The organism is Amycolatopsis sp. NPDC114503 (genome assembly GCF_055633655.1).
Genome location: NZ_JBVKDT010000013.1, coordinates 103,774 through 127,417 on the forward strand (window position 1 = coordinate 103,774; position 23,644 = coordinate 127,417).

At 69.3% G+C, this 23,644-nt stretch carries 21 protein-coding genes; 10 read left to right on the forward strand and 11 right to left on the reverse strand.

What is annotated here, in order from left to right:
- Position 1 precedes the first annotated feature (1 nt).
- From ACZ7OI_RS39495 to ACZ7OI_RS39510, 4 genes are all read left to right on the forward strand, one after another.
- Positions 2–1,501, forward strand: a complete 1,500-nt coding sequence (locus ACZ7OI_RS39495; protein WP_470269240.1) for an aldehyde dehydrogenase family protein — start codon at positions 2–4, stop codon at positions 1,499–1,501.
- A 28-nt stretch (positions 1,502–1,529) separates the two neighbouring features.
- On the forward strand, positions 1,530–2,651 hold the full coding sequence (locus ACZ7OI_RS39500; protein ID WP_037810481.1) for an NDMA-dependent alcohol dehydrogenase: 1,122 nt from the start codon (positions 1,530–1,532) through the stop codon (positions 2,649–2,651).
- Positions 2,652–2,707: 56 nt separating this feature from the next.
- Positions 2,708–3,586: an AAA family ATPase gene (locus ACZ7OI_RS39505; protein WP_470269241.1), complete on the forward strand. Its 879-nt coding sequence runs from the start codon at positions 2,708–2,710 to the stop codon at positions 3,584–3,586.
- Positions 3,587–3,762: 176 nt separating this feature from the next.
- A complete protein-coding gene (locus ACZ7OI_RS39510) occupies positions 3,763–4,518 on the forward strand; it encodes a vWA domain-containing protein (protein WP_470269242.1) in 756 nt (251 codons plus the stop codon).
- 64 nt (positions 4,519–4,582) lie between these two features.
- Here the strand turns inward: ACZ7OI_RS39510 and mftR are convergent, their stop codons facing one another.
- A complete protein-coding gene (mftR, locus tag ACZ7OI_RS39515) occupies positions 4,583–5,221 on the reverse strand; it encodes a mycofactocin system transcriptional regulator (RefSeq protein ID WP_470269243.1) in 639 nt (212 codons plus the stop codon).
- 465 nt (positions 5,222–5,686) lie between these two features.
- Positions 5,687–6,145, reverse strand: a complete 459-nt coding sequence (locus tag ACZ7OI_RS39520; protein ID WP_182891300.1) for an Lrp/AsnC family transcriptional regulator — start codon at positions 6,143–6,145, stop codon at positions 5,687–5,689.
- A 174-nt stretch (positions 6,146–6,319) separates the two neighbouring features.
- Between ACZ7OI_RS39520 and ACZ7OI_RS39525 the strand changes: the two genes are divergently transcribed.
- Together ACZ7OI_RS39525 and ACZ7OI_RS39530 are read left to right on the forward strand one after the other, a co-directional pair.
- Entirely contained in the window at positions 6,320–9,763 is a 3,444-nt protein-coding gene (locus ACZ7OI_RS39525; protein WP_470269244.1) for an indolepyruvate ferredoxin oxidoreductase family protein, read from the forward strand.
- Positions 9,764–10,587: 824 nt separating this feature from the next.
- Entirely contained in the window at positions 10,588–11,904 is a 1,317-nt protein-coding gene (locus ACZ7OI_RS39530) for an IniB N-terminal domain-containing protein (RefSeq protein ID WP_470269245.1), read from the forward strand.
- A 168-nt stretch (positions 11,905–12,072) separates the two neighbouring features.
- Here the strand turns inward: ACZ7OI_RS39530 and ACZ7OI_RS39535 are convergent, their stop codons facing one another.
- Together ACZ7OI_RS39535 and ACZ7OI_RS39540 are read right to left on the reverse strand one after the other, a co-directional pair.
- Complete coding sequence (locus tag ACZ7OI_RS39535) at positions 12,073–12,831, reverse strand: SDR family NAD(P)-dependent oxidoreductase (RefSeq protein WP_470269246.1); 759 nt, start codon at positions 12,829–12,831, stop codon at positions 12,073–12,075.
- Between the two features lie 20 nt (positions 12,832–12,851).
- The gene (locus ACZ7OI_RS39540; protein ID WP_470269247.1) at positions 12,852–14,282 is read right to left on the reverse strand and encodes a DHA2 family efflux MFS transporter permease subunit; all 1,431 of its coding nucleotides are present in this window, start codon (positions 14,280–14,282) and stop codon (positions 12,852–12,854) included.
- Between the two features lie 52 nt (positions 14,283–14,334).
- On the opposite strand from ACZ7OI_RS39540, the gene ACZ7OI_RS39545 reads away from it, so the two are divergent.
- On the forward strand, positions 14,335–15,105 hold the full coding sequence (locus ACZ7OI_RS39545) for a TetR/AcrR family transcriptional regulator (protein WP_470269248.1): 771 nt from the start codon (positions 14,335–14,337) through the stop codon (positions 15,103–15,105).
- Positions 15,106–15,147: 42 nt separating this feature from the next.
- Here ACZ7OI_RS39545 and ACZ7OI_RS39550 read toward each other — a convergent pair whose 3' ends face one another.
- The 5 genes from ACZ7OI_RS39550 to ACZ7OI_RS39570 all read right to left on the reverse strand — a co-directional run bounded on the left by ACZ7OI_RS39550 (position 15,148) and on the right by ACZ7OI_RS39570 (position 18,305).
- On the reverse strand, positions 15,148–15,945 hold the full coding sequence (locus tag ACZ7OI_RS39550) for a sigma-70 family RNA polymerase sigma factor (protein WP_470230214.1): 798 nt from the start codon (positions 15,943–15,945) through the stop codon (positions 15,148–15,150).
- A 212-nt stretch (positions 15,946–16,157) separates the two neighbouring features.
- Positions 16,158–16,661, reverse strand: a complete 504-nt coding sequence (locus ACZ7OI_RS39555) for an SRPBCC family protein (RefSeq protein ID WP_470269249.1) — start codon at positions 16,659–16,661, stop codon at positions 16,158–16,160.
- On the reverse strand, positions 16,658–17,014 hold the full coding sequence (locus ACZ7OI_RS39560; RefSeq protein WP_470269250.1) for a metalloregulator ArsR/SmtB family transcription factor: 357 nt from the start codon (positions 17,012–17,014) through the stop codon (positions 16,658–16,660). The genes ACZ7OI_RS39555 and ACZ7OI_RS39560 overlap by 4 nt, the downstream gene beginning before the upstream one ends.
- Before the next feature lie 41 nt (positions 17,015–17,055).
- Entirely contained in the window at positions 17,056–17,418 is a 363-nt protein-coding gene (locus ACZ7OI_RS39565; RefSeq protein ID WP_470269251.1) for a DUF5313 family protein, read from the reverse strand.
- 20 nt (positions 17,419–17,438) lie between these two features.
- Positions 17,439–18,305, reverse strand: coding sequence for an RNA polymerase sigma-70 factor (locus tag ACZ7OI_RS39570; RefSeq protein WP_470269252.1), 867 nt, complete (start codon positions 18,303–18,305; stop codon positions 17,439–17,441).
- A 135-nt stretch (positions 18,306–18,440) separates the two neighbouring features.
- On the opposite strand from ACZ7OI_RS39570, the gene ACZ7OI_RS39575 reads away from it, so the two are divergent.
- Complete coding sequence (locus tag ACZ7OI_RS39575) at positions 18,441–19,175, forward strand: SDR family oxidoreductase (RefSeq protein ID WP_470269253.1); 735 nt, start codon at positions 18,441–18,443, stop codon at positions 19,173–19,175.
- Positions 19,176–19,223: 48 nt separating this feature from the next.
- On the opposite strand, the gene ACZ7OI_RS39580 is transcribed toward ACZ7OI_RS39575, so the two are convergent.
- On the reverse strand, positions 19,224–19,775 hold the full coding sequence (locus ACZ7OI_RS39580) for an HAD family acid phosphatase (protein ID WP_470269254.1): 552 nt from the start codon (positions 19,773–19,775) through the stop codon (positions 19,224–19,226).
- Between the two features lie 208 nt (positions 19,776–19,983).
- Positions 19,984–20,853: an oxidoreductase gene (locus tag ACZ7OI_RS39585; protein WP_470269255.1), complete on the reverse strand. Its 870-nt coding sequence runs from the start codon at positions 20,851–20,853 to the stop codon at positions 19,984–19,986.
- Between the two features lie 153 nt (positions 20,854–21,006).
- Between ACZ7OI_RS39585 and ACZ7OI_RS39590 the strand changes: the two genes are divergently transcribed.
- Entirely contained in the window at positions 21,007–22,194 is a 1,188-nt protein-coding gene (locus ACZ7OI_RS39590) for an amidohydrolase (protein ID WP_470269256.1), read from the forward strand.
- Positions 22,195–22,281: 87 nt separating this feature from the next.
- Positions 22,282–23,637 carry a serine hydrolase domain-containing protein gene (locus tag ACZ7OI_RS39595; RefSeq protein ID WP_470269257.1) on the forward strand — a complete coding sequence of 452 codons (1,356 nt, stop codon included), beginning with the start codon at positions 22,282–22,284 and terminating at the stop codon, positions 23,635–23,637.
- The last annotated feature ends 7 nt before the right edge of the window (positions 23,638–23,644 follow it).

Consider the following 23,644-nt stretch of genomic DNA (forward strand, 5'->3'; position numbering starts at 1 on the left):
GGTGACCGCAACGGTGGAATTCCCCCTGCACACCCAGGTCCGGGAGTTTGTTTCCGGCCCGCTGGAGCTGTTGATCGGCGGGCGCTGGGTCCCGGCCGCGTCGGGCCGCACGTTCCCGACCTACGACCCGGCCACCGGGGAGAAGATCGCCGAGGTCGCGCACGGCGAGGCCGAGGACGTCAACCGCGCCGTCGCCGCCGCGCGCAAGGCGTTCGACGCCGGTCCGTGGGCCGCGATGAAGCCGAACGAACGCGAACGATTGATCTGGCGCATCGGCGATCTGTTGTCCGAGCGGGCGGAGATCTTCGGCCAGCTGGAGGCGCTCGACAACGGCAAGTCCGCGGCGATCGCGACGGCGGTCGACACGAACTGGGCCGCCGACGTCTTCCGCTACTACGCGGGCTGGGCGACCAAGATCGAAGGCAGCACGGTGAACGTGTCGATGCCGTTCGCGCCGGACGCGCAGTTCCACGCCTACACGCTGCGCGAGCCGGTCGGCGTGTGCGGGCAGATCATCCCGTGGAACTTCCCGCTGCTGATGGCCGCGTGGAAGATCGCGCCGGCGCTCGCCGCGGGCAACACCGTGGTGCTCAAGCCCGCCGAGCAGACGCCGTTGACCGCCCTGCTGCTGGGCAAGCTGTTCGAGGAAGCCGGATTCCCGCCCGGCGTGGTCAATATCGTCACCGGCTTCGGCGACGCCGGGGCCGCGCTGGCCGCGCACGAGGGCGTGGACAAGGTCGCCTTCACCGGTTCGACCGAGGTGGGCAAGAAGATCGTCCAGGCGGCGAGCGGAAACCTGAAGAAGGTTTCCCTGGAGCTGGGCGGAAAGAGCCCGAACGTGGTGTTCGCCGACGCCGATCTCGACCTCGCGGTGCCGGGTTCGGTCAACGCGTGGATGTTCAACCACGGCCAGTGCTGCGTCGCCGGAACCCGGTTGTACGTGGAGGATTCGATCTTCGAGGAGTTCACCCAGGCGGTCGCGCAGGCGGCGAGCCAGGTGAAGATCGGGCCGGGCCTCGACCCGGAAACCCAGCTGGGCCCGATGGTTTCGCAAGAGCAGTTCGACCGCGTTTCGCGCTATCTCGGCGAAGGGCTCGCCGACGGCGCCCGCGCGCTCACCGGCGGAAAACGGTGGGGCGACACCGGATACTTCATCGAGCCGACCGTTTTCGTTGACGTCAAACCGGAATTCAGCATCGTCCGGGAAGAAATCTTCGGCCCGGTCGTGGCGGCCATGCCGTTCAACGCCGAACAGGGCGTGGCCGCCGCGGCCAACAACAGCGAGTACGGACTGGCCGCCGGGGTCTGGACACGCGATGTCGCGAAGGCGCACCGTACTGCGAAGGAACTGAAGGCAGGCTCGGTGTGGGTCAACCAGTACAACGGCTTCGACACGGCGATGCCGTTCGGCGGCTACAAGCAGTCCGGCTGGGGCCGGGAGCTGGGCGCGGCCGCGCTCGACCTTTACACCCAGACCAAGTCCGTGAACATCGCGCTGTGATCCGCCCGCTCGAACAAAGGAGTTCCCGATGAAGACGAAAGCAGCGGTCGTCTACGAGGTGGGCAAGCCGATCGAGGTGGTCGAACTCGACCTCGAAGGCCCCGGCGAGGGCGAGGTGCTGATCCGCTACACCCACGCCGGCCTGTGCCACTCGGACGTGCACATCGCGCACGGCGACCTGGAAGCCCGGCTGCCGATGGTGCTCGGCCACGAGGGCGCGGGCATCATCGAGGACGTCGGCCCCGGCGTCACCCGGGTCAAGCCGGGCGACCACGTGGTGTGCTCGTTCATCCCGAACTGCGGCGTGTGCCGCTGGTGTTCCACCGGGCAGCAGGCGATCTGCGACATGGGCGCCACGATCCTCGAGGGCTACCTGCCCGGCGAGCGGTTCCCGTTCAGCGGCCCCGGCCCGGTCAAGCAGTACGGCGCGATGTGCATGCTCGGCACGTTCAGCCAGTACTCGACCATCCACCAGAACTCGGTCGTGAAGGTCGACGACGACCTGCCGCTGGACAAGGCGGTGCTCGTCGGCTGCGGCGTCCCGACCGGATGGGGTTCGGCGGTCAACGCGGCCAACGTCCGCCCGGGCGAGACGGTGATCGTGTCCGGTGTCGGCGGCATCGGCATCAACGCGGTGCAGGGTGCGCGCTACGCCGGCGCGAAGAACGTGATCGCGCTGGACCCGTTGGAGAACAAGCGCGAAAAGGCGATGGAACTCGGCGCGACGCACGCGGTCGCGACGCCGGAGGAAGCGGCCGAGCTGGCGCAGTCGTTCACCAACGGCAACGGTGCGGACAAGACCATTGTCACGGCGGGCATCGTCACCGAGGAGATCGTGACCGGCGCGTTCAACGCCACCGGAAAGGGCGGCACGATCGTGTTGACCGGGCTGAACAAGCTGTCGGTCAACAACGTCAACCTCCCCGGCTCGATCCTGACGCTGTTCAAGAAGACGGTGAAGGGCAGCCTGTTCGGCGACTGCAACCCGACCGTGGACATCCCGAAGATCCTCGGGCTGTACCAGAGCGGGGATCTGAAGCTGGACGAGATCATCACCCGCACGTACACCCTGGAAGAGGTCAACCAGGGTTACGACGATCTGCTGGAGGGCCGGAACGTGCGCGGCGTGCTGGTCCACGACGCGCCGTGACGGCACTGTCCGCGGACTGTGGGCCGGTTTCCGGCCCGCAGTCCGCAGTTCCCCTGTTGACCGCGGACGTAGTCGGCCGCCGCCGCGAAATCGAATTGCTCCTGGCCGGTCTCGACTGCGGTGCGCACGTCGTGCTCGAAGGCCCGCCGGGCACGGGCAAAACCACGCTCTTGCGCGCGGTCGCGGAGGCAGGCGGCTCGCCGTTCGTGTTCGTGGAAGGCAACGCCGAGCTGACCCCCGCCCGCTTGGTCGGACAGTTCGACCCTTCGCGGGTACTGGCCGAAGGCTACGTGCCAGAGACCTTTGTGGACGGTCCGCTGATCGAAGCACTGCGCACCGGCGGCCTGCTGTACGTCGAGGAAGTCAACCGAATCCCGGAGGAGACGCTCAACGTCCTGATCACGGTGATGTCGGAAGCCGAACTCCACGTGCCGCGCCTGGGCCGGGTGCGCGCGGCGGACGGTTTTCGTTTGGTAGCCGCGATGAACCCCTTCGACGCGGTCGGCACCGCCCGGATCTCGTCGGCGATTTACGATCGCGTCTGCCGAATCGTCATGGGCTACCAAAGCCAGGACGAGGAAGCCGACATCGTCGCCCGCCGCAGCCCGCCGGTTCCGGCCGAATGGCGAGACCAGGTCGTAGATCTGGTGCGCCGCACCCGCGAACACACCGATGTGCGAGTCGGCTCCTCAGTACGCGGCGCGATCGACGTCGTACGCCTGGCAGTCTCCCTGGCCCGAATCCGGGCCGCTTCCGCAACCGACTGGCGAATCGGCCACGACGCCGCACTGGCCGCCCTGTCCGGCCGAATCGGCCTGCACGAATCCAGCGGCCGTACCGCGGAATCGGTGATCGACGAACTGTACGTGGCAGTCTTCGGCGCGGAATCCCCTCCACCGGACTCGGAGGCTGGTGATCCGCCGGGGGAAGCCTGAGCCCGCCACCGGCGGGCCACCAGCAACGGCCACCCCGGCCAGGCTCAGCGCGGAGCAGCACCACACCGCGCTCCGAACTGTCCCGCAACGGCCGTTTCGCGGAAATCTCGCCCGAAGTCGGCGTACTGGACGAAGAAGCCTTCAGCGCGGTCTTCCGCGAAGACGCGGACGAGGCAATGGCCTTGCTGGTCGAGATGAGCAAAGCCACCGATGAATCCCTGCGCGCGGCCGCACGCGGCCTGGCCCGCCGCCTGATGATCGACGTCGCGAAACAAGGCGTCGCCCGCGCCCGAGGCGTAGGAAAACTACGCCGAGACCGAGCCGATCGAGGCGGCGAACTTGACCTGGACCGCTCACTGCCCGCATTGGTGGACGCAGCAGCAGTAGGCGGCATTCCAGCTCTGGACGATCTCATAGCAAGACGGTGGGCAAGGCCGGAATTGGCCCTGTGCTTGGTAATCGACACCAGTGGATCGATGACCGGCGCCCGCCTCGCAGCAGCCGCGCTTACGGCGGCGGCGTGTTCGTGGCGAGCACCGGTGGAACACGCAGTGGTGTCGTTCTCCCGAACAGCGGAGGTAATCCGCCCCCTGTGCTCTTCCCGCTCGAAGGCCTCGGTGGTGGATTCGGTTTTGTCGCTGCGAGGACACGGAGTCACCGCCCTTGCGGCAGCTTTGCGCAAAGCGAATGAGCAATTGGCTTCCTCGCGGGCAGCCAGAAAAACGATTCTCCTGCTTTCAGATTGCCGGGCAACGGACGATCAGGACCCGTTGCCCGCCGCCCGAGCCTGCGAAGAACTAGTGATCCTGGCCCCGGCCGAAGACTGCGAGGAAGCCGAACGCTTCGCCCGGGAATCAGGCGCCCGCTGGCAGCCGCTCAGCGGTGCCGCGGCCGCCCCCGCCGCACTGGCCACCCTGCTGGACCGTCTGTGAGGGGAACCCTGAGGGAATCTGATTCCCTCAGGGTTCCCCTCACAGACCGCCCAACCCAGTACCTTCAGACAGAACCCTCGGGCTCCCCAACCAGCACCTCATCAGCGAACCCAGCCGCCAACGCCCGCAACCCGGCATCCAAATACACCGTCAGATCAGCATCAGCCCGAGCCGACCACCGCTCATACGCGGCCCGGCAAGTGGCCAGCACAGCCCGACCGACTGCGAGCGGATACAACGAATCCTCAGCCTGCCCGGTCCTCCGAGCCACAAAACTGATCACGGCCCGCTCCCAGGCGTCATAATGCCGGGTGGCACTGGCCGCCAGCTCCGCCACGGTGCTGAGCAGATTCATCCGCATCCGCAGCTCAGGAACGTCCTCGGCCTGATAATGATTGGCCGCCAGCACCGCCCGCCGGACCGCCTCCAGCACCGGCAGATCGTCCGGCATCTCCGCGAGCAACTCCCGGATCGTGTCCACCTCGGAGTCGAACTCGTTCCACAACACGTCCGACTTCGCGTCGTAATACCGAAAGAACGTCCGCCGGCTCACCCCGGCCGCGGCCGCGATCTGATCCACCGTGGTCTCGTGAAACCCCTGCTCGGTGAACAGCCGCAGCGCGATCTCCTCCAGCTGCCGCGCACTGGTGCCCCGAGGCCGGCCACGCCGGGGCTGAGCCTCGCCGACCGGATCAGCAGGCATGCCTCCCCCTCCCGCGGACGCTTCTGTCACCGGGTGACAGTACTCGCTCGCCGACACCCCGCAGCACCTGCGGGCCGTCCCTGGACCGCTGAACGCAATCCACAATGGACCGGGGAAATACCGAAGAATGCTCAATCCAGCCATTAGGTCCGAAATAAATCTCATTCCTGATTCCCGCGTGACCGCTCGAAAGAGGGACCGGATGGACAGCGGACAAGTCTGTTGCGCGAGGTGTCAGATGTGAAGATCCTGCCGCGGCGGACGCGAAAGCAAAATCGAGGATCCGATGAGTGAAACGGCCGCTCGCCCGCGGCCATCGCCGACCCCGGCCCCCTTGGCCCTTTTCTGCGGCGGCAGCGGGCCCGAGCACGTCGTCGGCGGGATCCCCGAGCCTCTCGCCGCTGACGCTCAGCGCGAGACAGCCGTCCGGACTGGACAGCGATCGCCCCCGATGCTGCCCGAAGGTCACTCCGGCCGGTCCTCGCCGCGCACCCACGAGTCGAGCACGATCAGGGTGCGCGTGCTGGTGATCCGGTGGCTGCGCCGCAGTTCGTCGATCGTGCTCTGCAGGTGCGCCATGTCGCGGCTGCGCAGCCACACCACCGCGTCCGGGTCGCCGGCGATGGTGAACACCGCCTGCGCCTCGGGGATCCGCGTGGTGGTCTCCACGATCTCGGCGACGTTCGTGCTGCCGAAGAACCTCAGCTGCGCGAACGCCTCGATGCCCCAGCCGAGTTTCGCGTGGTCGACCTGCACGGTGAAACCGGTGATCACGCCCTTCTCGCGGAGCCGGTCGACGCGCCGTTTCACCGCCGCGGTGGAGAGCGACACCCGCCCGGCGATGTCCGAGAACGTGCGCCGGGCGTCCTCGCGGAGCAACGCGATGATTTCGTGGTCGGTCGCGTCCAGCAGTTCTTCGGCCATGAGCGGCATCGTACGCAACAGATCTGTCCGATCAGCCCTCTCGCGCGTCATCCTTTGCGTCCTTGCCACTACAGTGGCCGGGCACGTTGCGCCCGGGCTCAGGGGTGGGGTGAGGTGGCTCACGTCCCAACGGCGGGTGCCCGTGGGCTGATGGCGTGCGGAAGGGAAGTGCGGATGAACGCCTTCACGTTGGAAGACCGGTACGTGCGCGAAGCGGGCACTGTCTACCTGACCGGGGTGCAGGCGCTGGTGCGCGTTCTGCTCGACCGGATCCGGCTGGACCGCCGCGGCGGCGCGGACTCGGCGGCCTTCGTGTCGGGGTACCAGGGCTCGCCGCTCGGCGGGTTCGACCTGGAGCTGGCGCGGCGGTCCGGTTTGCTGGCCGAGCACAACATCGTGCACAAGCCGGGCGTCAACGAGGAACTCGGCGCGACGGCGGTCATGGGCAGCCAGCTGGCGGCCCGAGCAGGCACGATGCGGCCCGACGGCGTGGTCGGCATGTGGTACGGCAAGGCCCCGGGGCTGGACCGGGCCACCGACGCGCTGCGGCACGCGAACCTCGCGGGCACCGATCCGCGCGGCGGCGCGGTCGCGCTGGTCGGCGACGACCCCAACGCGAAATCCTCGACCATCCCGTGTGCGTCCGAGCACGCGCTCGCCGACCTCGCGATGCCGGTGTTCTTCCCGGCCGACGCGCAGGACGTGCTGGAGCACGGCAGGCACGCGGTCGAACTTTCCCGCGCGAGCGGGCTGTGGTCGTCGATGAAGATCGTCGCGAACGTCGCCGACTCCGGCGGCACCGCGGTGGTCGATTCGGAGTGGACCGCGCCGGAGATGCCCGAGGGCGCGTACAAGCACCAGCCGAACAGCCGGCTTCTCGGGCCGGAGCTGATCACGCTCGAGCACAGTCTGCACCGCGTCCGGCTGCCGCTCGCGATGGAATACGTGCGGGCCAGCGGAATCAACCGGATCGTCCGATCCGGACCGGGCGACCGCATCGGCATCGTCACCGCCGGGAAGTCCTATTTGGACCTTCGGCAGGCGCTGCGGATGCTCGGTCTCGACGAGTCCGAGCTGTCCCGCTACGGCATCCGGCTGCTGAAGCTCGGCGTCGTGTATCCGGTCGAACCGGGCATCGTCAAGGAATTCGCCGAGGGCCTCGACGAAATCCTGGTGATCGAGGAGAAGCGCGCGCTGGTCGAACCGGCGATCAAGGAGATCCTCTACGGCCGCACCGGCGCGCCGCGCGTCTACGGCAAGTCCGACCAGCGCGGCCAGGTGCTGTTCACCGAACTCGGCGAACTGGACCCGGACCGCATCGCCAGCGGCCTGGCCAAGCGCCTGCCCGAAGCGGAACCCGTTGCGGCGTGGAAACAACGTCGTCGCCGTGAGCGGATTTCGGTGCCGCTGCTGGCTCGCACGCCGTACTTCTGCTCCGGCTGCCCGCACAACTCATCCACCAAGGTCCCGGACGGCACACTCGTCGGTGCCGGGATCGGTTGCCACACCATGGCTTTGTTCATGGAGCCGGAGCAGGTCGGCGAGGTCGTCGGGCTGACCCAGATGGGCGGCGAGGGCGCGCAGTGGATCGGCATGGCTCCGTTCGTCGAGACGCCGCACCTGATGCAGAACATCGGTGACGGAACGTTCATGCACTCCGGCAGCCTCGCGGTGCGCGCAGCGGTCGCGGCGGGCGTCGACATCACGTACAAGCTGCTCTACAACTCCGCGGTCGCGATGACCGGCGGTCAGGACGCCGTCGGCGGGCTGTCCGTGGAGAAGGTGGCGGCGCTGCTGCTGACTGAGGGCGCGGCGAAAGTCGTCATCACCTCGGACGCGCCGCGTCGGCTGCGGAAGCGCAAGCTACCGCGCGGTGTTGAGGTGCGTGATCGGTCGGAACTTCTTCGTACGCAGGAAGAACTGGCCGCGCACCGTGGTGTCACGGTGCTGATTCACGAGCAGGAGTGCGCGGCGGAGAAGCGGCGCAAGCGTCGTCGGGGGAAGCAGGAAACGCCTGCGCGCAAGGTGTTCGTGAACGAGCGCGTTTGCGAAGGCTGCGGCGACTGCGGCGTGAAGTCGAATTGTCTTTCGGTGCAACCGGTAGAGACGGAGTTCGGCCGTAAAACCCAGATCCACCAAGCATCGTGCAACGTCGACTACTCGTGCCTCGACGGTGACTGCCCGTCGTTCCTGACCGTCGTCCCGACCGGTGAGGTCAAGCGGCGGCACCTCGCACCGCTCAGCGCGGACGTCCTGCCGGAACCGGCGAAAACCCTGTCGGACGTCGCTGTCCGGATCACCGGCATCGGCGGCACCGGCGTGGTCACCGTGGCGCAAATCCTTGGTGTCGCCGGGGTTCTCGACGGCAAGCAGGTGCGCACTCTTGACCAGACCGGTCTCGCGCAAAAGGGCGGCGCGGTCGTCTCGGACGTGAAGATCTCCACCGGTGCCGTCGAGCAGGCCCCGAAACTCGCCAACGGGGAGTGCGACCTCTACTTGGCCTGCGACGCGCTGGTAGCCGCCGACCCGGCATACCTCGGCGTGGCCGACTCCGCGCGGACGGTCGCCGTCGTGTCCACTTCGGAGGTTCCGACCGGCCGAATGGTGGTGGACAAGGAAGTTTCGTACCCGGACCAGTCGAGCATCCGCGGCGCGCTCGGCGACGCGACCGCCGCCGGGCACTACCTCGACGCGCGCGGCCTCGCCGAACAGATCTTCGGCGACGACCAGTTCGCCAACATCCTGCAGCTCGGCGCGGCCTACCAGACCGGTTCGCTGGCCGTCTCCGCGGAAAGCCTCGAACAGGCCATCAAGATCAACGGGACCGCGGTGGAGACGAACCTGCAGGCGTTCCGGCGCGGCAGGCAGCTGGTCGCCGACCCCGACGCGCTCGACGCCGAACTCTCGCCGTCGTCGGAGGCCTCGGCCCCGGCCGCGGTCGACGCGGAAGCGGTCCGCCGGGTGCGTGCGCTGGTGCGGGCCGAAGGCGAACTCGCCCGGGTGCTCGACCTCCGCGTCCCGGACCTCATCGCCTACCAGGACGAGCGGTACGCGCGGCAGTACGCGGAATTCGTCGAGCGAGTCCGGGTTCGGGCGAGTGCTTCGGTGACCGAGGCGGTCGCGCGGAACCTCTACAAGCTGATGGCCTACAAGGACGAGTACGAGGTGGCGCGGCTGTCGCTGGACCCGCAGCTGACCGCGGAAATCGAAGCCCAGTTCGGCGTCGGCACGCGGTTCGCCCACCGGCTGCACCCGCCGGTGCTGCGCGCGCTGGGCATGAACCGCAAGATCAGCCTCGGCGGCCGCAGCATCCGGCCCGCGTTCGCGGCGCTGAAGGCCATGCGCAAGCTTCGCGGCACGCGGCTGGACCCGTTCGGCCGCGCCGAGGTCCGCCGGGTCGAGCGGGCGCTGATCGGGGAGTACCGGCAGGCGCTGACGCGCGCACTCGAGGTCGCCGACCGCGACGACGCCCGGCTGGTCGAACTGGCCGCGCTGCCGGACTCGGTGCGCGGGTACGAGGAGATCAAGCTGGCGAACGTGGCGGCGTACCGGAAGCGGCAGGAGGAACTGCTGAAGGAACTGGAGATGCCGGACTCGGTGCGGGTCGCGACTGCTTGAGGGGGACCCGGGAGCCGCTGCGGGACGGGATCGTGCCGCAGCGGCTTCGGGGCGAGTCGTCTGTTTGGACTCGGTGCGTGGCGCTTCTTGCCTGAGCCGGGAGCCGCTGCGGGGCGGGGATGGTGTCGCGGCGGTGCCGGTTGCTTCGGTTTGACGACAGTGCCGCGTTGGGGGCGAGCCTCGGCTGGAGGTGCCGGGTTCCACGCGGGTCGCGACTGCTTGGCGGGAGCCGCTGCGGCTCCGGTCGCTTCGGCTTGACGACTCCGCCGGATTAGAGACGAACCGTCCGCTTACACCGCCAGAGAGAAGTTTGCCCCACGACCGGCGGCGGATTCCGCGCAGAACGCCACTAACCGAAGCGAGATCAACCCCGCAGAACCGCATTCAACGCGTATTCCGCCTTCCTCTTCCGCTCGATGCCAGAAACGGCGGCACCACGGTCGAACCCGATCTCCCCGCCGTTTCGGCCTTCCCCTCGGGCCCGGTCTCGCCCGAAAAGCCTTGTAGGTGTCACACCATTGGGTGGTCCTGGCGAACCTCTCCGGGCGACCCGCGTCTGTCCCCCGATCGGTGGGGTGGGCGGCGCTCGGCGGAGTGCTCCGCGGGCAGGCCTGTGACCAGTGCAGACGCACCAAATCCCCTAATGCCCCTAATCGGGGGATCGGCGAACTCCCTAGTGGGTGCCCCGGCTAACCCGGGTGACCCCCCGATGGCGGCCACTCGGCGGAGTCCTATGTTCGGAAAAGGAGCCGGCTCTGGGGCCGGCTCGTCCGTTTCTCGGACACCCCACCCCGATCCGTTGTCACCACAGGAGAATACAAACTATGGGCCCGGTGCAGACGCTGCACGAATTCGCGCTGAACCTGCTGAACGACCCGCAGTCGCTGGCGGACTACAAGGCCGACCCGCAAGGGGTGCTGAACGGCGCCGGTCTCGGCGAGCTGAACCCGTCGGACGTGCAGGACATCATGCCGCTGGTCATGGACAGCGCCCCGCTGCCCGCCGCTCCCGCCGTCCCGGCCGTTCCCGCGGTGCCGGGCGTCCCGGCGGCCCCGAGCATCCCGGCCGTGCCGGGCGTGCCCGCCGTCCCGAGCGTTCCGTCGGCTGACCTGGCCGGCGCCTTCGACAAGGCCGACGCCGCCGCCGAGCCGGTGGCGCACCAGGTCGGCGACGGCCTCGGCGGCCTGGCCGGTGCGCTGCCGAACCTCAGCCCGGTCTTCGAGGGCGTCAGCAACGTCGCCGACGCGACCGGCCTGAACACCGTCACCCACGGCACCTTGGGCGCGGTCTCCGGCGTGCTGGACCACGTCGCCGACGCGACGCACTCGATCCCGGTCGTCGGCCCGATCGTCGACGCCGCCGCGATCGACACCCAGAACACCGTGAACGCGGTGGGCGAGCACGTCTTCGACGGCAAGCTCGTCGGCTCCGCGGTCGACGCCACCACCAACCACCTCGGCGACGCGCTGACGTGGAAGGCCGTGGTCTCCGAGACCGCGAAGATCCCCGCCGTCGGCGGCCCGGTCAGCGGCATCGTCGAGGACGTCCGCCAGGGCGGCTCGCACCTGCTGGGCACCGTCAACGAGGCGATCGGCTCGACCCCGGTGGGCGAGCACGGCGACCTCCGCGCCGACCTGGCCAACGCCACTGGCGACCTGACCTCGGCCGGCGACCTGTCCGGCACGCTGGACCACGCCGCGGGCGCGGTTCCGGGCCTCCCGGCGCTCCCGGCGGTGCCGGGCGCGGGCGAGCTGCCGCACGTGCCGGCCGTCGGCGCGCTGCCGCAGGTCCCGGGTGTCGGCGCGCTGCCGCAGGCCCCGTCGGTCCCGGGCGTCGGCGAGCTGCCGCACGCTCCGGAGCTGCCGTCGCTGCCGGCCGCCCCGAACGCGGGTTCGCTGACCCACGCCATCGAGGGTGCGACCGCGCACGCGCCGGCCGTCAACGCGGCTGCGCAGCACGTCACGAGCACCGTCCAGGACGCGGTCGAGACCGGCACCCAGCACGCGACGACCGGCGAGCTGCCGGACGCCGCGCACGCCGCGCCGCTCAACGAGGTCCAGAACCACCTGCACGACGTCGCGGGCGCCCTCGAGTCGCACGCGAGCAACGTGCACCTGGACAGCCTGCACCTGGGTCACTGATCCTGGCGTAGCAAGGGTTTGCCCGCCGCGGGCCCGGACCGGACACGGTCTGGGCCCGCGGTGTTTTTCGTGCTGGGCAGCAATGGCTGGCCGTCGGGCGGAGCGTCGCGTGCTGGGGGTGGCCGGTGTTCCCTTGCGTCCGGCAGCAGGGCCGGGTCGCATACAGCGTCACTGGTGCACCAACGGTTTTTCCGCGGGGTTAGGCAGCAGGGACAACAGCGGCCGGCCGTCGAGGAAGAGGCCGCCGGTCGGGCCGTCGGGCGGGAGCGTCGCGGCCCACACCACGCCGCGGGCGCTTTCGAGTGCTGGGCGGGCGGTGTCCTCGTCGCCGCGTTCGGGATGGGTGGCCGTTTCTCCCGGATCGACGGCGTTGACGAGGATCGGGGTGTCCCGCAGCGCCGAGGCGAGCACGCCGGTCAGGGTGTTCAGCGCGTGCTTGGCGAAGGAATGCGCCGGGGCGCGCAGGCTCGCGCCGAGGTCGAGTCCGGTGGAAATCTGCAGTGCGGAAACGCTGGAAACATTGACGATCCGGGCCGCCGGTGCGGCTTTCAGCAGCGGCAGCAGCAATTGCGTCAGCTGCCACGGGCCGAGGACGTCGATGTCCAATGCGGACTGGACGGCGGCCAGGTCGGCGTCGAGGGCGGACAGCGTGGCGAAATCGACGAGGTCGCTGGCGTTGTTGATCAGCACGTCGAGATGGCCGAAAGATGCGGTGAGATAGTCGGCGGCGGCGGTCATGGTGGCGAGATCGGCGAGGTCGAGCCGCACCGCGGCGGCGTTCGGGAGTTGTGCGGCGAGGGACTCGGCCCGGGACAGGTCGCGAGCGGTGAGAATGACGTGATAGTCCTGTTCGGACAGAAGCCGGGCGATGGCGAATCCGAGTCCGGCGGCGCGGCTGGTTCCGGTGATCAAGGCAGTTTTCGGCATGGCGACACTCGTTTCAACGGTCATTGGGCGGAATGTTTCGGCAGGAATCCGACGAGGGTCAGCGCCACGAGGTACAGGCCGGCGCAGATGCCGAAAACCAGTTCGGCGGCGGGGATCCAGGACGGCGCGGCGGCCGGTCCGACTCGGGCGAAAAACACCGTGCCGAGCGCGGCGACACCGATGGCTCCGGCGAATTGCTGGGCGGCGTTGAGCATTCCGGAGCCGCTGCCGACTTCTTCGGGCGTCGCGTCGCCGAGGATGAAATCGAAGAGCGGAATGAACAGCAATCCGGAACCGGCGCCGGTGATGAACAGCGCGGGGGCGAGCTGCCAGAGGGTGATGGCGGAGCCCCAGTGGGCGATCGACCACCACAGGACCAGCAGACCGGCGACCGCGATGGCCAGTCCTAAGTGGAGCGACGAGCGGCCGAGTTTCGCGGCGAGCACGGCACCGGACAATAGGGTCGCGACGGCGGTGCCGGCCGCCCAGGGGAGCAGGGCGAAGCCGGACTGCAGCGGCGTCCAGCCGAGACCGGACTGCAGCAGCAGGTTCACGACGAGCACGAATCCGCTGAGCGAGGCGTAGAACCCGCCGGTGATCAGCAGGCCGAACACGAAGCCGCGTTTGGAAAACAGCGAAGGCGCGATGACCGGATGGCTGCTGCGGCGTTCGGATCTGGCGAACAGCACGAAGGCGACGACACCGGCGGCCATCAGTACGTACGTCCACGCGGGCCAGCCGAGTTCGCGGCCTTGGATGAGCGGCACGATGAGCAGCGCTGACGCGGCGGTGAGCAGGCCGACGCCGCGCAGGTCCAGGCGGGCACTGCGGTCTTCGCCGCTGTATCGCGGCAGCACGCGCAGCGCGAGCAGTCCGGCGAGGATGCCGAACGGGACGTTGATCAGGAAGATCGAGCGCCATTCGCTGCCGAACAGGTTCAGGTGCAGCAGCCAGCCGGCGAGAATCGGACCGGCGACGGTGGCCAGGCCCATGATCGGGCCGAACGGCATCAGGGCTTTGCGCAGCTGGTCGGGCGGGAAAACGACCTTCACCAGCGCGATGCCCTGCGGGATCATCGCCGCGCCGAACAGGCCCTGGAACACGCGGGCTCCGATCAGGAATCCGGGACTGGGCGCGAGGCCGCAGGCCAGCGACGCGAGGGTGAAGCCGGTCATGCCGAGCAGGAACAGCCTGCGGCGGCCGAGCAGGTCGCCGAGCCGGCCGGAAGTCACGAGGCCGAGGGCGAACGCCGCGGTGTAGGCCGACAGGACCCACTGCAGGGTCACCGGCCCGCCGCCGAGGTCGGCGCGGATCGAGGGGCCGGCGAGGGCGGCGACGCTGGTGTCGATGAGGTCCATCAGGTCGGCGATCACCACGACGACCAGCACCAGCCACGCCTTGGCCGGCGGAAGCGGCTCGGCGCGCGGTAACGAACTAAGTTCAGTAGTCACGAACTAAGTTCTAGATGACGAACTAAGTTCGTGTCAAGCTATAGTGACGGGCATGCCCGCTGCCCCCCGAGAGCGCCGCGCCGCCCGGCACGCGTCCGCCGGCGCCGAAACCGCCGAGGTCACCGCACGGAAACCGCGGAAAGAACCCATCACGATCGACCGGATCACCGACGCCGCGCTGCAGGTCGTCGCCACCGAGGGCTACGACGCGCTGACCGTCCGCCGGGTCACCGCGGTGCTCGGCACCGGACCGTCGTCGCTGTACGCGCACATCGTCAACAAAGAGGATCTCGACGATCTGCTCGTTGGCAGGCTCTGCGCACAGATCGAGCTGCCCGAACCGGACCCGGCGACGTGGCGGCAGCAGATCCTGGACGTTTACGGCCAGATCCGCGACCTGTACCTGAAGTACCCCGGGGTGTCCCGCGCCGCGCTCGCGATGGTCCCGACGCATTTGGAAACGCTGCGGGTCGGCGAAGGAATCCTGGCGATCCTGCTGGCCGGCGGCATCGAACCGCAGACCGCCGCGTGGGCGCGGGATTCGCTCACGCTCTATGTCACCGCGTACGCCTGGGAGCGGTCACTCGTCCAGCAACGGCAGCAGCACGGCGGCGAGTGGGTGCTCAGCCAGGAGGAGCTGATCGAGCGGTTCGCCGCGCTGCCGGAGGAGAAGTTCCCACGCACGCGGCAGTACGCGGCGGAGCTGACGTCCGGCACCGGGCACGACCGGTTTGCGTTCATGGTCAACCTGATCACGCGGAATCTGGCCAGCGGGGCGGCGGAGCTGCCGGATCTCGGCAGGCAGCCATCCGAGGGGAGCTGACGTCGGGGCTGGTTCGTCCTGGGCTTGAGCGCGCGAATCCGGTTAGCGGGGTTCCGGAATCGCCGGATCGCAACACCCCGTCATCCGCGGCAGTTCGCGGTTGACCTCGGCCAGTTCGGCGGCGACCGCGTGGCACGGTTCGCACACGGCGAGGTGGCCGGCGAGGACTCCGGCCCGGCGGGCGGGCAGGGTGCCGCGCAGCCACGCGCCCATCCGGCGGCGGACTTCCTGGCACTGCGGCAATTTCGCGTCCGGCACCTGGACTTGCAGGTACGCCTGCCGCAGTCCTTCGCGGGCGCGGCGGGCGAGCACGGCGACGCCGTTCGGCGAAACGCCGAGCACCGGAGCGAGTTCCGCCGGAGTGTCGCCCTCGGCGGACATGCGCCACAGCACGGTCCGCCAGCGGCCGGGCAGGGTTCGGTAGGCCGACCACACCAGCCGGTCCTCTGAGCGCATGACTGCGAGTTCGTCAGCGCCGCCGTCGAGAGTTACTGGTTCCGGAACGGTCGCGTACAGATCGATACGATTTTCGTGGCGACTCCACCGGGCGAACAGGTTTCGCATGGTGGCCACGAGATACGCGGGCGCGTTCGATTCCGGGCCGCCGCCCGCCGCGACCGTGCTGAGCACGCGTGCGAAGGCTTCGGCGACCAGGTCGTCGCGTTCAGCCTGCTGGCGCACCAAACCCGCGGCGACGCGGCGCATCAGCGTGACGTGCCGCCGGAACAATTCCCCGCCGGCTTGGCAATCCCCGGCGCGCACGGCGGCGAGGAGTTCGGCGTCGGTGCGCTCGTCCTCTCGCGCATCGGTGACCAGAGTGCTGCCCAGCGTCGCGTCCACCGTGCACCTCCCACCGGACCGGCCCACACCTCGTCACGCGGGACTACTGAAAGTAACTGGTACAGCAGTGTACTCCATATGGCGGCGGGGATCGGGCAGTCGGCCGCGCGATTCGGGTCCGGGGTCCGTCGTCAGCCATCCGGGGAAGTCGTGGCTGCTCAAGGGTATTTCGTTCGGCCGCCGACTGTCCGAAGTGGACTATTGACGCGCGGTCAGGAAAACTTTCCGGCCAATTCGGTGAAATAGGGCGTCATCGCCGGATGGTAATCGGCGAAGTCCGGCCTCGGCGTGCCGTCGAAGGAGGCGGCGAACATGTCGAGGTAGTACTCCCAGCCGGGGCCGGCGTCCGGGATCTTGTCCGCGGAGTCCAGGTGGTGCACCAGCCGGAGTTCCGTTGCCGCGCCTTGGGACTCGAGCCGCAGCTCCATCCGCCAGGCCCCGGATTCGTCGGTCGACGAAACAGCCAGCCGGTGCGGCGGCTCGCAGGCGTCGATGCGGAGGTCCATCCAGGGCTCCTCTTCCTCGAACACCATCTGGACCTGGATCATCCGACCGGGTGTCCCGTCGCCCTTCCAGGGGCCGAACCAGCGCGCGGTGCGCTCGGGCTCGGTGACCGCGGCCCACACGTCGTCGATCGGCGCGCGGAAAGTGCGGGGCAGGACCAGGTCGATGCTGTCGGCGACACGGTGCGCTCTGGCGGTGGGCACGGGTTTCATGCGGTGTTTTCCTCTCCGGAAGCGGTGTCCCGGCGGCGTTCGCGACGGGTGCGGTGGACCTCGGTCTCCAGCGCGTCGAGCCGCTGCTGCCACGCCGGCGGTGTGACGAGCTGGGTGAGCCAGGCGGTGAGTTCGGAGAATCCCTGCGGGTCGAGGGTGTAAAACCGTTGCCTGCCTAAGAGTTCGTCGCGCACCAGCCCGCTTTCCCGCAGCACGCGCAGATGGCGCGACACCGCGGGCCGGCTGATGGCGAAGCGCGCGGCGATCTCCCCGGCGGGCAGCCGCTGTCGCCGCAGCAGCGCCAGAATGTCCCGCCGCACCGGGTCGGCGATCGCGTTGGCGACCAGATCCACGAGGGAAGCGTAACCCAGCAGTTACGCTTCCGGCAAGCACGTCACGGCCAAGTCGACGCGCCGCCGCGGCGTTTGCGGACCTCTTTTCCCGCGCCGGGCGGGAAACCGTGCTTGGTGAGCCGGACCTCGGCGAGCTCGTCAGCGCTGGTGACGGTGAGGAAGAGGCTCAGCAGCAGACTGATCAGCAGCGCGGCGATGATCATCCCGGCGGGCATCGGCGTGACCAGGCTGAGCACGACGTAACCCGCGATCAGCCAGGGCAGCGCCTCCATGAAGATCCGGAACGCGAAGCGCAGCACCCAGGTTTTCGCGGTCGCGTCGTGCAGCACCCACTCGCGGTACTCGTCGGGGAGTACCCCGCCGTACACGTAGTGCAGCCAGCGCACCGGGCCGGGACGCTTCATGCTCGCCGGGTACCCCGTGCTCAGGCGGTATACGCCCCGAGCTTGGCCGGGTTCATCAGCCAGAACAGCCGGTCGATGCCCTCGGCCGACGCGGACGCGGTCAGCACCGCGATGACGGCACCGCTGTGGCTCACCACGGCGGCGGGCTGGCCGTTGACGTCGCTCCAGCCCACCTCGGTGCCGGGCCAGAACCGGTCGGCGAACGCGCGGACGTACTTCGCCACGGTGACCGCGCCGACCACCGGGATCCGCGTCGCGCGGACCGCGCCGCCGCCGTCGGAGTAGCTGACGACGTCCTCGGCGAGCAGTTTCTCCAGCGTCGCCAGGTCGCCGCTGCGGGCGGCGTCCACGAACGCGCTGAGCAGCCGCCGCTGCTCCGAGGGCTCGACGGGCGCCCGGCGTTCCGCGGCGAGGTGCTTGCGCGCGCGGCTGACCAGCTGGCGCGCGCTCACCTCGGTGGTCTGCACGATGTCGGCGATCTGGTGGTACGGATAGTCGAACGCCTCGCGCAGCACGTACGCCGCCCGTTCCGTCGGCGGCAGCTTCTCCAGCAGGAACAGCACCGCGACCTCGAGCGCGGCGGCCCGCTCGGCGCCGAGCTGCGGGTCGGCGGAGGTGTCGATCGGCTCGGGCAGCCAGGGGCCGACGTAGGTTTCGTGCCGGACGCGCGCGGTCTGGCTCGCGGTGATGGCCAGCCGGGTCGTGGTGGTGGCGAGGAACGCGCCCGGGTTGCGGACGGCCGAGCGGTCGCAGGTCTGCCAGCGCAGCCAGACGTCCTGCAGGAGGTCTTCGGCGTCGGCGACGCTGCCGAGCATCCGGTAGGCGATCCCGAACAGCCGCGGCCGGACCTGCGCGAACACCGAGGCGGCCTCGGCGAGTTCCTCCATCGGCGGCGCGTTCCTTTCCTGGTCCGGCGGGGCATTCGCGAGCTTAGCGGGCAGGGGTGTCACAAATCGGCGCGCTGTCCGGTCCTGACTGGCGACGCGCACGGCGACCGCTGTGGCGGAACGGAGGGAACGAGCATGAAGATCGTCGTCATCGGCGGGACCGGGCGGATCGGTTCGCAGGTCGTGCAGCTGCTCGAGGGGCACGAGGTCGTGGCGGCCGCGCCGAGCACCGGCGTGAACACGCTGACCGGCGAAGGGCTGTCCGGCGTGCTGCGGGGCGCTGACGTGCTGGTGGACGTGTCGAACTCGCCGTCGTTCGCGGACGATGACGTCATGGAGTTCTTCCAGCGCTCGACCGGGAATCTGGTGCGGGCCGCGCGCGAAGCCGGGGTCGGGCATTTCGTCGCGCTGTCCGTCGTGGGCTCCGACGAGCTGCCGGATTCCGGTTACCTGCGGGCGAAGGTCGCGCAGGAGAAGCTGATCCGGGAAAGCGGTCTGGCCTACACGATCGTGCGTGCGACGCAGTTCCTGGAGTTCGCCGTCGCGATCGCGGACACCTCGACCGTCGACGGCGTGGTCCGGCTTTCCGACGGCGGCACGCAGCCGATCGCGGCGGAGGACGTCGCGGTGGCGGTCGCGCGGGCGGCGGGCGAGCCGGCGGTCGGCGGGATCGTCGAGATCGGCGGTCCGGACGTGCTGCCGATGGACGAGTGGATCCGGCGGGTGCTGACCGCGCGCGAGGACCCGCGCGAGGTGGTGACCGACCCGGACGCGAAGTACTTCGGGACCGTGCTGGGCAAGGACAGCCTGGTTCCGGCGGAAGGCTCGTGGCGGGGCAAGGTCGGGCTCGAGGCGTGGCTGAGCCGCTGAAGCTTGTGAGTGGCGTTGCCGGTTAGAACCGGCAACACCACTCGCGAGTTACGAAAGCTGGCCGTCGTAGTCCGGCAGTTTGAAGCCCTTTTCGTAGTCCCCGCCTTCGAGGTCGGTGGACCGGTTGCCGATGTTCGCCGTGATCGTGTAGCCCTCCTGGGTCAGGTCGGCGCGGCAGCGCTGCTTGCCCTCCGCGGTGCCCTCGCCGGATTCGCGGGTGCAGATCGCGTCGATCGGGTAGCCCGCGCTGCTCAGCTGCTTGCGCGCGGAAGAAGAACCGGTCCGCGCCGTCACGAACAGGACCGACACGTGGTGCTGCCCAGCCCATTGGGCGACCGCGAGAACCGGCTTGTTCGGTTTGCCGGGGTGGTATTCGGTTTCGAGCGACGTGTTGTCGATGTCCAGCACGATCGCCAGCTTGGAGCCGCCTTGCGCGACCCGGTCGGTCAGCCACGGAATAGCCGGGTCGACGGCTTCGCGCACGTCGGACTGCCATTGTTCGTAGCTGGGCAGGTCGGACACCGCTGCCGACGCGGTGGCCGGGGCGGCGATCAGCCCGGCGACGGCGAGAATTGCGGCGCAGGCGCTTTTGACGTTCATCGGCGCGTTTTCTCCTTAGCGTGGCGGAAACTGCCGTCGATCACGCTAATCGCTCCGGGACTTCTTCTGCACCGTCGTTCGTCGGTGAACTTCGCAGTTCCGGAAGGGAATTCTCCGGTTGTTCACCGGAACCTGCGGGCGTGTTTTCCGCCGCGATTCGGGGTGATGATTGTCGACGCAGGTTGACAATCATCACCCCGAATCGCCGTTATCCGGCGATAGTGTCCAATTCGGCCAGGGCGTCCGCGGGCAGTTCCAGATCGCCCGCGGCGACGTTCTCCCGCAGGTGCGCGACCGACGACGTGCCGGGGATCAGCAGGATGTTCGGCGACTGGTGCAGCAGCCAGGCCAGCGCGACCGCCTTCGGGCTGGCGCCGAGACGGGCGGCGACGTCGTCGAGAGTCGAGGACTGCAGCGGGCTGAACCCGCCGAGCGGCCAGAACGGGACGTAGGAAATCCCTTGGGCGGCAAGGGATTCGATTAGCTTCTCGTCCCCGCGATGCGCGACGTTGTACCAGTTCTGCACGGTCACCACCGGCGCGATCGACTGCGCCTCGGCTACCTGCTCGGCGTCGACCACGCTCACGCCGAGTTCCTTGATCTTGCCTTCCTGGCGCATTTCGGCGAGCGCGCCGAACGGTTCGGCCAGCGAGCCCGGCACCGGCGAGTGTCCGTCCTCGCCGCCGCCGACGCGCAGGTTCACCACGTCGAGCGCCTCGACGCCGAGGTTCCGCAGATTCGACTCCACCTGCTCGCGCAGCTGCTCGGGCGAACGCTCGTGGATCCAGCCGCCTTTGTCGTCGCGCACCGCGCCGACCTTGGTGACGATCTGCAGCCCGTCGTACGGCGCGAGCGCTTCGCGGAGCAGTTCGTTTGTCACGTACGGCCCGTAGAAGTCGGCTGTGTCGATGTGGTTCACGCCCAGCTCGACGGCCGTGCGCAGCACCGCGAGTGCCTCGTCGCGGTCGTTCGGCGGCCCGAAGACGCCGGGTCCGGCCAGCTGCATCGCGCCGTATCCCAGGCGGGCGACGGTGCGCCCAGCCAATGTGAACGTCCCGCCGGGGAGGTTGTCGGTCAATGTTCCGCCCTTCTTTCCTCGCCGCGCCTGGTTCCGTCGCGGCTGGGGTCCATGGTGCGGCGCGCGGCGCGGCGCGGCCAGTACCCCTCGGTCCTGGGAGTGTCAGGGCCAGGCTCGCGGGACAGGCTAGCGATAATTTGGTATACCATTGCCATGGCTTCTCTCACTGTGACCGGCGTGCGCCCGTGGGGCGGCGACCTGGCCGACATCGTCCTCGACGGCGACCGCATCTCCGACGTCCGGCCCGCCGGTTCGGCCCCGGTCGAGGGCGAACGGATCGACGGCGCGGGCCTGCTCGCGCTGCCCGGGTTCGTCAACTCGCACGCGCACGTCGACAAGAGCTGGTGGGGCAAGCCGTGGGTGTCCTACGGCGGCGTCGCGAGCACCGAAGGCCGCATCGCGCACGAGCGGGCCGAGCGGGACAAGCTGGGGATCCCGAGCGTCGAGGTCGCCGAGACGGTGCTGCGCGAATTCCTGCGGCACGGCACCACCGCGGCGCGCAGCCACGTGGACGTCGACCTGGGGCTCGGCCTGCGCGGCATCGAAATCGTGCGGGAGGCCGCGCGGCGGCTGGGCGGCGCGGTGGAGGTCGAGATCGTGGCCTTCCCGCAGGACGGCGTACTGCGCCGGCCCGGCGTGCTCAAACTGCTCGACGAGGCCGCCGCGGCGGGCGCGGGCTGGATCGGCGGCCTCGACCCGGCGGGCATCGACCGCGACCCGGTCGGCCAGCTCGACGGACTGTTCGAGATCGCCGAGCGGCGCGGTGTCGGCCTCGACATCCACCTGCACGACGGCGGCGAGCTGGGCGCGTTCCAGTACGAGCTGATCGCCGACCGGACCGTGCGCACCGGATTGCAGGGCAAGGTCACCGTGTCGCACGGCTTCGCGCTCGGCGAGGTTCCCCCGGCGCGGCAGGCGGCGTTGCTCGACCGGATCGCCGAGGCGGGCATCTCGCTGGCGACCGTCGCCCCGGTGCGGACGGCCCCGCTGCCGTGGACCGAGCTGTCCGCGCGCGAGGTCCCGGTCGGCCTCGGCACGGACGGAATCCGCGACCTGTGGTCCCCGTACGGCGATGGCGACGTCCTGCAGATCGCGCTCGGCTTCGCCCGGTTGCACGGGTTGCGGAAGGACGAGGATCTGGTGGCGGCGGTGGAGCTGGCGACGCGGCGGGCGGGGTCGTTTGTGGCTCGTGGGCGGCATGATCTGGCGCCGGGTTGTCGGGCGGATGTGGTGTTGGTGGCGACGGAGAATGTGCCGGATGCGTTGATGCGGGTGCCGGTGCGGTCGTTGGTGATCGCGGGTGGCCGGGTGGTGGTGCGGGACGGCGAGGTGCTCGTCTGAGGAGTTCGTCCGGTGCTCCAGCCTGCCGCCGGTTTTTCCGTAGCCGGGGACGAAGTTTTCGTCCCGGAGGAGCGATAGCTTCCCGGGATGGACAAGCTCGACGCTCTCCGCAGGCGGCTGGAGCAGGACCTTCCCGCGCTGCTGGAACACCACCGGGTCCCCGCCGCGGTCATCGCGGTGGCTGTTGGCGAGGAGACGGCCACCGCGGCCGCCGGGGTGCTGAATCTCGGCACTGGCGTCACCGCCACCGCTGATTCGGTATTCCAAATCGGCTCGATCACCAAGGTCTGGACGGCCACTCTCGTCCTGCAGCTCGTGGACGAGGGACTGGTCGACCTGGACGCCCCGATCCGGCGGTACCTTCCCGAACTCAAACTGGGCGACGCGGCCATCACCGTGCGCCAATTGCTCAGCCACACCGCCGGCTTCGAGGGCGACCTCTTCACCGACACCGGCCCCGGCGACGACGCGGTCGAGAAGTTCGTCGCGACTCTCGACGGTGTCGCCCAGCTTTTCCCGCCCGGGGAGCTGTTCTCTTACAACAACGCCGGGTACGTCGTCCTCGGGCGGCTCGTAGAAGTGTTGCGCGGCAAGCATTACGAGGACTGCCTCCGCGAGCACCTCGCCGCTCCGCTGAAACTCCGGCATTTCTCGCCGAACGCCCTCGACGCGATCCGCTTCCGCGCCGCGATCGGGCACCTCGAACCCGAACCGGGCGCCGACCTCGTGCCCGCGCCGTTCTGGTCGATGCTGCGGTCCAACGGCCCGGCCGGGTCGTCGCTCGCGATGTCCGCGGCAGACCTCCTCGCCTTCGCCCGCATGCACCTCGCGGGCGGCGCCGAAGTGTTGAGCGCGAAGAGCGCCGCCGCGATGCTGCAGCGGCAGGTGGACCTCCCGCCGCTCGGCATCATGGGCGACGCCTGGGGTCTCGGCTGGGAGGTGTTCGACACCCCGAGCGGCCCGGTCTACGGCCACGACGGCAACACCATCGGTCAGGCGGCGTTCCTCCGACTGGTGCCCGAAAGCGACCTCGCGGTGGCGCTGCTGACCAACGGCGGCGACGCGATGAGCCTGTACGCCGACCTCGTTCCCGCACTGCTCAAGGAATTCGGGGGCGTCGAAGTCTCGCTGCCGCCGCGTCCCCCGTCCGAACCGGAAGCGTTCGCCGCGGACCGGTACCTCGGCACTTACGCCGGCACAGTCGCCGATCTCGTGGTCTCCCAGGACGACGACGGCCGGGTCTGGCTGGAGCAACGTCCTAAAGGGACAGCCGCGGAATTGAGCTCCGCCAGCAAATCCGAACTGGTTTTCCTCGAAGGCGACACGTTGATCCTCCGCGAGGCACAGGGCGGGATCTACCTGCCCCTGGTGTTCCTCGGCGACGACGGCGCCGGCCGCGCGCGATACGTCCATTCGGGGAGGGCGACCCGTCGCGCCGAGTGACCGGGCG